Origin of the sequence: Flavobacterium omnivorum, assembly GCF_900099915.1 — a bacterium.
Taxonomy (GTDB): domain Bacteria; phylum Bacteroidota; class Bacteroidia; order Flavobacteriales; family Flavobacteriaceae; genus Flavobacterium; species Flavobacterium omnivorum.
The window spans coordinates 62,067-68,980 of the sequence record NZ_FNDB01000018.1; the positions used below are offsets into that span (position 1 = coordinate 62,067).

The 6,914-nt window shown below is 34.3% G+C and carries 6 protein-coding genes; 1 reads left to right on the top strand and 5 read right to left on the bottom strand.

Going from position 1 to position 6,914, the window contains the following annotated elements; all coding sequences use genetic code 11:
• Positions 1–86 precede the first annotated feature (86 nt).
• From BLS90_RS14070 to lon, 4 genes are all read right to left on the bottom strand, one after another.
• Positions 87–1,463, bottom strand: coding sequence for a nucleoside permease (locus tag BLS90_RS14070; protein WP_091258742.1), 1,377 nt, complete (start codon positions 1,461–1,463; stop codon positions 87–89).
• Positions 1,464–1,537: 74 nt separating this feature from the next.
• Complete coding sequence (cmk, locus tag BLS90_RS14075; RefSeq protein ID WP_091258744.1) at positions 1,538–2,233, bottom strand: (d)CMP kinase; 696 nt, start codon at positions 2,231–2,233, stop codon at positions 1,538–1,540.
• Between the two features lie 37 nt (positions 2,234–2,270).
• Positions 2,271–3,290: a type IX secretion system protein PorQ gene (porQ, locus tag BLS90_RS14080; RefSeq protein ID WP_091258746.1), complete on the bottom strand. Its 1,020-nt coding sequence runs from the start codon at positions 3,288–3,290 to the stop codon at positions 2,271–2,273.
• 169 nt (positions 3,291–3,459) lie between these two features.
• On the bottom strand, positions 3,460–5,910 hold the full coding sequence (lon, locus tag BLS90_RS14085; protein WP_091258748.1) for an endopeptidase La: 2,451 nt from the start codon (positions 5,908–5,910) through the stop codon (positions 3,460–3,462).
• 307 nt (positions 5,911–6,217) lie between these two features.
• On the opposite strand from lon, the gene BLS90_RS14090 reads away from it, so the two are divergent.
• Positions 6,218–6,409 (top strand): RNA polymerase sigma factor, encoded by a 192-nt coding sequence (locus tag BLS90_RS14090; RefSeq protein WP_091258749.1) that lies wholly within the window; start codon positions 6,218–6,220, stop codon positions 6,407–6,409.
• Between the two features lie 155 nt (positions 6,410–6,564).
• Here BLS90_RS14090 and BLS90_RS14095 read toward each other — a convergent pair.
• Positions 6,565–6,914, bottom strand: a 350-nt coding sequence (locus tag BLS90_RS14095) for an IS30 family transposase (protein WP_139171435.1), incomplete at its 5' end; no start/stop codon positions are given.

The following is a 6,914-nucleotide window of genomic DNA, read 5'->3' on the forward strand; positions in this document are numbered from 1 at the left end:
CTATTCAACTTCAATTGGTTTTTCAAGACAAAAAAACCCGATAACTATTTTAGAGTTATCGGGTTCTATTTATTTTCTACCGTTTGTTAGTGACTTATATTTTCGACAACAAGTGGATTGTGTTTGTGCTTGAACAAAACAGCGAATACAATTGCAATGACCAGCGCGTACATGGCAAAAGCCAACCAGATCGTATGCCAATCTTTCATTAAAATAGCTTTGCTAAACAAGCCATCTGCTCCTATCGCATTACCCTGGCTTGCAACAAATTCTAACATTTTCGAATTGGTCGTTTCTGTTTCTAGAAAACCAGCTAAGTCCGTTGTATTAGTAAATGATTTAGTAAAATATTTATCGATCGCCCATCCAGAAGTGAAACTCCCTAAGACTGCTCCAAAACCATTAGTCATCATCATAAATAAACCTTGTGCTGACGATCTGTTTTTTGGATCGGTGTTGGTTTCTACAAATAAAGATCCTGAAATATTAAAGAAATCAAAAGCCATTCCGTAAACCACACATGACATAACAATCATCCACAAACCAGTTGTTGGGTTTCCGTAAGCAAACAATCCAAAACGAAGTACCCAAGCCAGCATACTGATTAACATCACTTGTTTAATACCAAAACGTTTAAGAAAAAAAGGAATGGCAAGAATAAATAAGGTCTCTGAAATTTGAGAAATTGACATTATAATTGTTGAATATTCCACAACAAACGAATCGGCATATTTTGGAAAATGCTTAAACTCATCTAAGAAAACATCACCATAGGCGTTCGTAAGTTGCAATGCTCCACCTAAAAACATGGAGAAAATAAAAAACAAAGCCATTTTATAATCGGCAAACAACTTGAAAGACTCCAGACCTACTGTTTCCATTAATGACGCATTCTCTTTTGATAAACGTTGTGGCTTACATTCTGGCAATGTAAAGGAATAAATTCCCAATACCACAGCGGCTAAACCTGCTATATAGAACTGATATTCTGTTGCTTTATTTCCTGTTAAATTTGTAATCCACATAGCTACAATAAAACCAACTGTTCCCCAAACCCGTATAGGAGGGAAATTCTTGATAACATCTTTGTTGTTTAACTTAAGGGCCGTGTAGGAAATAGAATTACTCAAGGCAATTGTTGGCATATAAAAACACATGGCCAAAAGCATAATGTAAATAAAGGTTTCGGGCGTGGAAACTTGTGGTATGTAAAATAAAACCGCTGCATATAAAATGTGTAGCGCTCCGTATAATTTTTCAGCATTTATCCATCTATCAGCAATAATACCAGTTAGTGTTGGCATAAACAAAGAAGCAATTCCCATCGTACCAAAAACCAATCCAAATTGTGTCCCATCCCATTGCATTGTCCCAAACCAGTAATTTGCAATTGTAATCAACCAAGCTCCCCAAACAAAAAACTGAAGAAAACTCATTATTACCAATCTATTTTTAATTCCCATGAGATGAATTGTTTTTTTACTTTAAAAAATTTACAAGGCGTAAATCTACTATTAAAAATGAAATCTGCAAATAATTATAACGTTTTAGTCATATCGTCTACTAAATCTAAAACAAGTGCAAATTGTTCCTCTCGATTCAAATGTGAATTATCAATCTCAATAGCATCTTCAGCCATGACTAAAGGAGAATCTTCGCGGTGCGTATCTATGTAATCGCGCTCTTCCACATTTTTGAGAACTTCTTCAAATGTGACCTTATCGCCTTTTGCAACCAATTCATCGTAACGTCTTTGCGCCCTTGTGGTTGCGCTGGCAGTCATGAATATTTTTAACTCTGCATCTGGAAAAACAACGGTACCAATATCCCTTCCATCCATTACAATTCCCTTGTCTTTTCCCATTTCTTTTTGCTGTTCGACTAATTTGGCGCGAACCTCAGAAACTTCTGCAACTTTGCTAACAAAATTAGAAACTTCAATCGTTCTGATTTCGGTTTCAACATTCACATCATTTAAATACATTTCTGCAAAACCCAAATCAGCATTAAATTTGAATTGCAATTTTATATTTGGCAAACTATTAATCAAGGTTTGTTTATCAAAAGATTCCACATTTATGTAACCGTTTTGCATCGCAAAAAATGTAACGGCACGATACATCGCTCCAGTGTCAACGTATACGTATCCTAAATTATTAGCGAGTTGCTTGGCTAAAGTACTTTTTCCGGTAGATGAAAATCCATCTATTGCGATAGTAATTTTTTTATTCAAAATGTAAAATTTAAAGTTCTATGTTATGTCAAAATTATTATTGAAAATTCACTGTTAACCCAAAAAGACTTGTATTTCCGGCTAATGTATATCTGGAATACGAATAATTGAATTTCAGTTTATTCATTTTAAGCCCAAAACCCAGAGAGACACCTGAGAAATTTCGTTGTTCTAAAAGTCGCAATTCTTCGGCTCTTCTAAAATTATAACCGAGCCGCAGATTAAACGATTTTTTAGGAAAGAGTTCAACACCCACAATTACGTGTCGTAATGCATTATTAATAAAGGACACTTTTTCTTCGGTGGATTCGCCATCAAAAGAGGATTCTGCTCTGGCTGGATTTGAAAAAGCAATATTCCATTGCTGTAAATTTTCTAAGGTAAGGTGCCACCGAATAGGTACATTTTCCAATTCCTGTGAAACTCCAGCTATGATTTCAAGAGGTAGTTTCTCATTAGTCCCATTATAAGTTGAAAACTGAGTTCCGATATTCCGTATTGCTAAAGCCCAATTTACATCATTTCTTTCATCAATAAATAAAGCACCAATGTCTAAAGCTCCTCCAAAGGAATGATAGCTTTCCAAACTAGAGGAAATCAATTTTGCACTGGCTCCTATATGAATATCCGTATACGGAATATTGTAGGCATAGCCAAAAGAAAGTGCTATTTCGCTACCGGTAAATGCCGATGTAGGCTGACCATTTTCGTCAAAGCCTTCAAAATTACCGTAGTTTACATAATTTACACCAGCCTGAAAAGTTTGCAAATGTCGGTCATAAGTGTACGCATAAGCAGCAGTTCCATATGTCACTTCCCCAAAATAACTCCCATAATTTAGAGCCAGATGGTTGTCCATTTCAGCATTTATGGTTGCGGGATTAAAATGCGCTTGATTGACGTCATCATCATAAATCGTGATTACTTTTCCGCCTAAAGCTGCCTGTCTTGGCGAAGTAACCAAATTCAAAAACTGATAAGTATACTTCCCTCCTATTTGACCGTAAGAAACAGCACAAATAATGAGGAAACAGTATAATAGAAGTTTTTTTAACATGCTTTAAATTGCAGTGGGTGTAAAATAAAAACGCAACTGCGAAGATAAAATTATAAATACAATAAATCGCAACTTTGAAACTCGTAATTGCAAATAAAAAATCCAAATTCCATCTCTTGATAATCAAGTTTTGAAATTTGGATTTTAGTTATTTCTGAGTTGTATTTTATTACAAATCCTTCGCGTTTTTTACTTTCTGATCGGTCAAAGCAAATTTTAATACTTCGCTCATTTCTTTTACATAATGAAAAGAAAGTCCTTCCAGATATTCAGGTTTTATTTCATCAATATCACTCTTATTTTCATGACACAGAATAATTTCTTTGATATTCGCTCTTTTGGCTGCCAAAATCTTTTCTTTGATTCCCCCTACTGGCAAAACTTTTCCACGCAACGTGATTTCTCCTGTCATCGCTAAGTTTTTCTTTACTCGTTTTTGTGTAAACAATGAAACTAATGACGTTAACATTGCAATTCCGGCACTTGGACCGTCTTTTGGAGTGGCTCCTTCCGGAACGTGTAAGTGAATATTATACTTAGAAAGAATCTCGGAGTCCAATCCTAAAAGTTTTGCATTAGCCTTAATATATTCTAAAGCAATGGTTGCCGATTCTTTCATGACTGTACCTAAATTTCCGGTAATAGTCATGGTTCCTTTTCCAGGAGAAAGCAACGATTCGATAAACAAAATATCACCACCAACAGAGGTCCAAGCCAAACCAGTTACCACACCGGCAACGTCATTGTTCTCGTATTTGTCTCTTTCTAATCTTGGAACACCAAGTGTTTTTATGATATCTTCGTCCGTTACTTTTTTATTATACTCCTCTTCCATCGCAACTGATTTGGCTGCGTTACGGATTACTTGAGCAATTTTAGCTTCTAAACCACGAACACCAGATTCACGTGTATATCCTTCAACAATTTTTTCTAATTGTTTTTTCCCAATGGTTAGCTCTTTAGGCGTTAAACCGTGTTCTTTCAATTGTCTTGGAAACAAATGTTGGCGCGCAATTTCTACCTTTTCTTCAATGGTGTATCCTGACATTTTAATAATTTCCATTCTATCTCTTAAGGCCGGCTGAATGGAGGACATCGTATTTGAAGTTGCGATAAACATCACTTTTGATAAGTCATATCCCATTTCAAGGAAATTATCATAAAATGAATTGTTTTGCTCTGGATCTAAAACTTCCAATAATGCCGATGATGGATCACCTTGATTACTATTTGATAATTTATCGATTTCATCCAAAACAAAAACAGGGTTTGATGTTCCCGCTTTTTTTAAGCTCTGGATAATTCGCCCTGGCATAGCACCAATATACGTTTTTCTGTGTCCACGAATCTCTGATTCATCGCGTAAACCTCCCAATGAAATTCGTACATATTCTCTACCTAAAGCCTCTGCAATAGAGCGTCCTATGGATGTTTTACCCACACCCGGAGGCCCTGTTAAACAAATGATAGGAGATTTCATGTCATTTCGCAATTTTAAAACTGCCAAATGTTCAATCATTCTTTTCTTCACATCTTCAAGCCCAAAATGATCTCTATCTAATATTTTCTGAGCACGTTTTAAGTCAAAAATATCTTTAGAATATTCATTCCAAGGCAAATCTAAGAACAGCTCTAAATAGTTTCTTTGAATACCAAAATCAGGTGCTTGTGGATTCATACGACGCATTTTTGATAATTCTTTATCAAAATGTTTTTTGGTTTTCTCATCCCATTTCTTGATCAAAGACTTTTGCATCATTTCGTCCATTTCCTCTTCCTGAGAAACGCCACCCAATTCTTCTTGAATGGTTTTCATTTGTTGGTGCAGGAAATATTCACGTTGTTGTTGGTCTAAATCAAAACGAACTTTAGACTGAATATCATTTTTCAATTCGAGTTTTTGCAACTCAATATTCATATAACGAAGCGTTTCTAAAGCTCTTTCTTTCAATTCATTAATCGCTAATAAATCTTGTTTCTCTTTAACTGATAAATTCATGTTTGAAGTAACAAAATTGATCAAGAAGGATTGACTTTCGATATTTTTAATGGCAAAGGTTGCTTCGCTAGGAATGTTTGGACTTTCTTTAATAATTTGAATCGCTAATTCTTTCACAGAATCTAGAATAGCTACAAACTCGGTATCACTTTTTTTCGGTCGCTTTTCAGGAACCTCTTTGATTTTTGCTGTTAAATAAGGTAATTCCTCTAAAACAGTATCAATTTCGAAACGCTTTTTACCCTGAAGAATTACAGTAATATTTCCGTCCGGCATTTTTAGTACTCGTAAAATGCGAGCCACAGTGCCTATTTTATGTATATCTGCTTTTGTTGGATCTTCATCTTCCTCATTAATTTGGGCAACAACACCAATAGTTTTACCCGCTGCGTTAGCATCGTTTATTAATTTGATTGATTTATCTCGTCCTGCTGTAATTGGTATGACAACACCTGGAAATAAAACCATATTTCGCAATGGCAAGATCGCTAATAATTCAGGTAATGCCTCATTATTCATTTCCTCCTCGTCCTCTGGAGTCAAAAGTGGAATTAAATCTGCTTCCGAATCAAATTCCTGAAGTGACAGATTGTCAATAGTAAGTATTTTATGATTTGACATAGTATTATTTAAGTCTTTTTGTCATTAAAAAATTAATCCTTTAAGCAAATATAGGATTTCAAAAGAGTCTTTGAAGATAAAAACAATCTTTAATTTTCAAAATTTGCATAACCTTAAAAGAGTCAATCTTTGTGCCAAAAGAAACGGTATTAATTCTATTTTTTATAAAAAAGTATTATTTAAACTGCAACTGTAACAAGAACTAAACCTATTCGGGATTACATAAAATTAAAATTTAGTTTTATTTTCCTAAAAGTGAAACATAGTCCTAAATTACTCGTGTTTATTATAAATCCTGATTAATTGTTTGAGTTTAGCCTATCAAAACATCCAAGAATTGATTTTGCTTTGCAAGCAAAAAAATCATAAAGCACAGTGCGAAGCTTATAATCGCATTATTAAAGATGCCCATTACATAGAAGATGGTATCCAAGATGGTTTTCTGAAGGCATTCTATAACATAAACGATTACAAGCAAAAAGTTTCTTTTGTCGCTTGATTAAATCGTATTGTTGTAAACTCTAGTATTGATTTTTATAAAAAAAACATTCAAAACAGAAGATTTTGATACCACACAGTATAAAATTGAAGAAACAAAAACTAATGGCTCAGATAATTTTACTTTCAACGATTTGAAAGTAAAACATGCTGGATTCAAGTTACTAATGCAACTTTTTGGTTAAACATATAATTTGGTGTTTCAAAATTAAATCTTTTTCTCGGACGGTTATTTAATTTTTCTTGTATTTCTATAATTCTTTCGATGGTTATTTCTTCAAAAGAGGTCGATTTGGGTATATACTGCCTTATAAGTCCATTTAGATTTTCATTTGCCCCACGTTCCCAAGGACTGTAAGGATTTGCAAAATAGAAGTCGATTTCTAATGCTGTTGCGATTTCTTGATGCATTGCAAACTCTTTTCCATTGTCGGATGTTAATGTAAACAAATACGGCTTCCAGTTCTGGAGTAATTCAATTGTCGCTTGTTTAACCAATTCGCTTT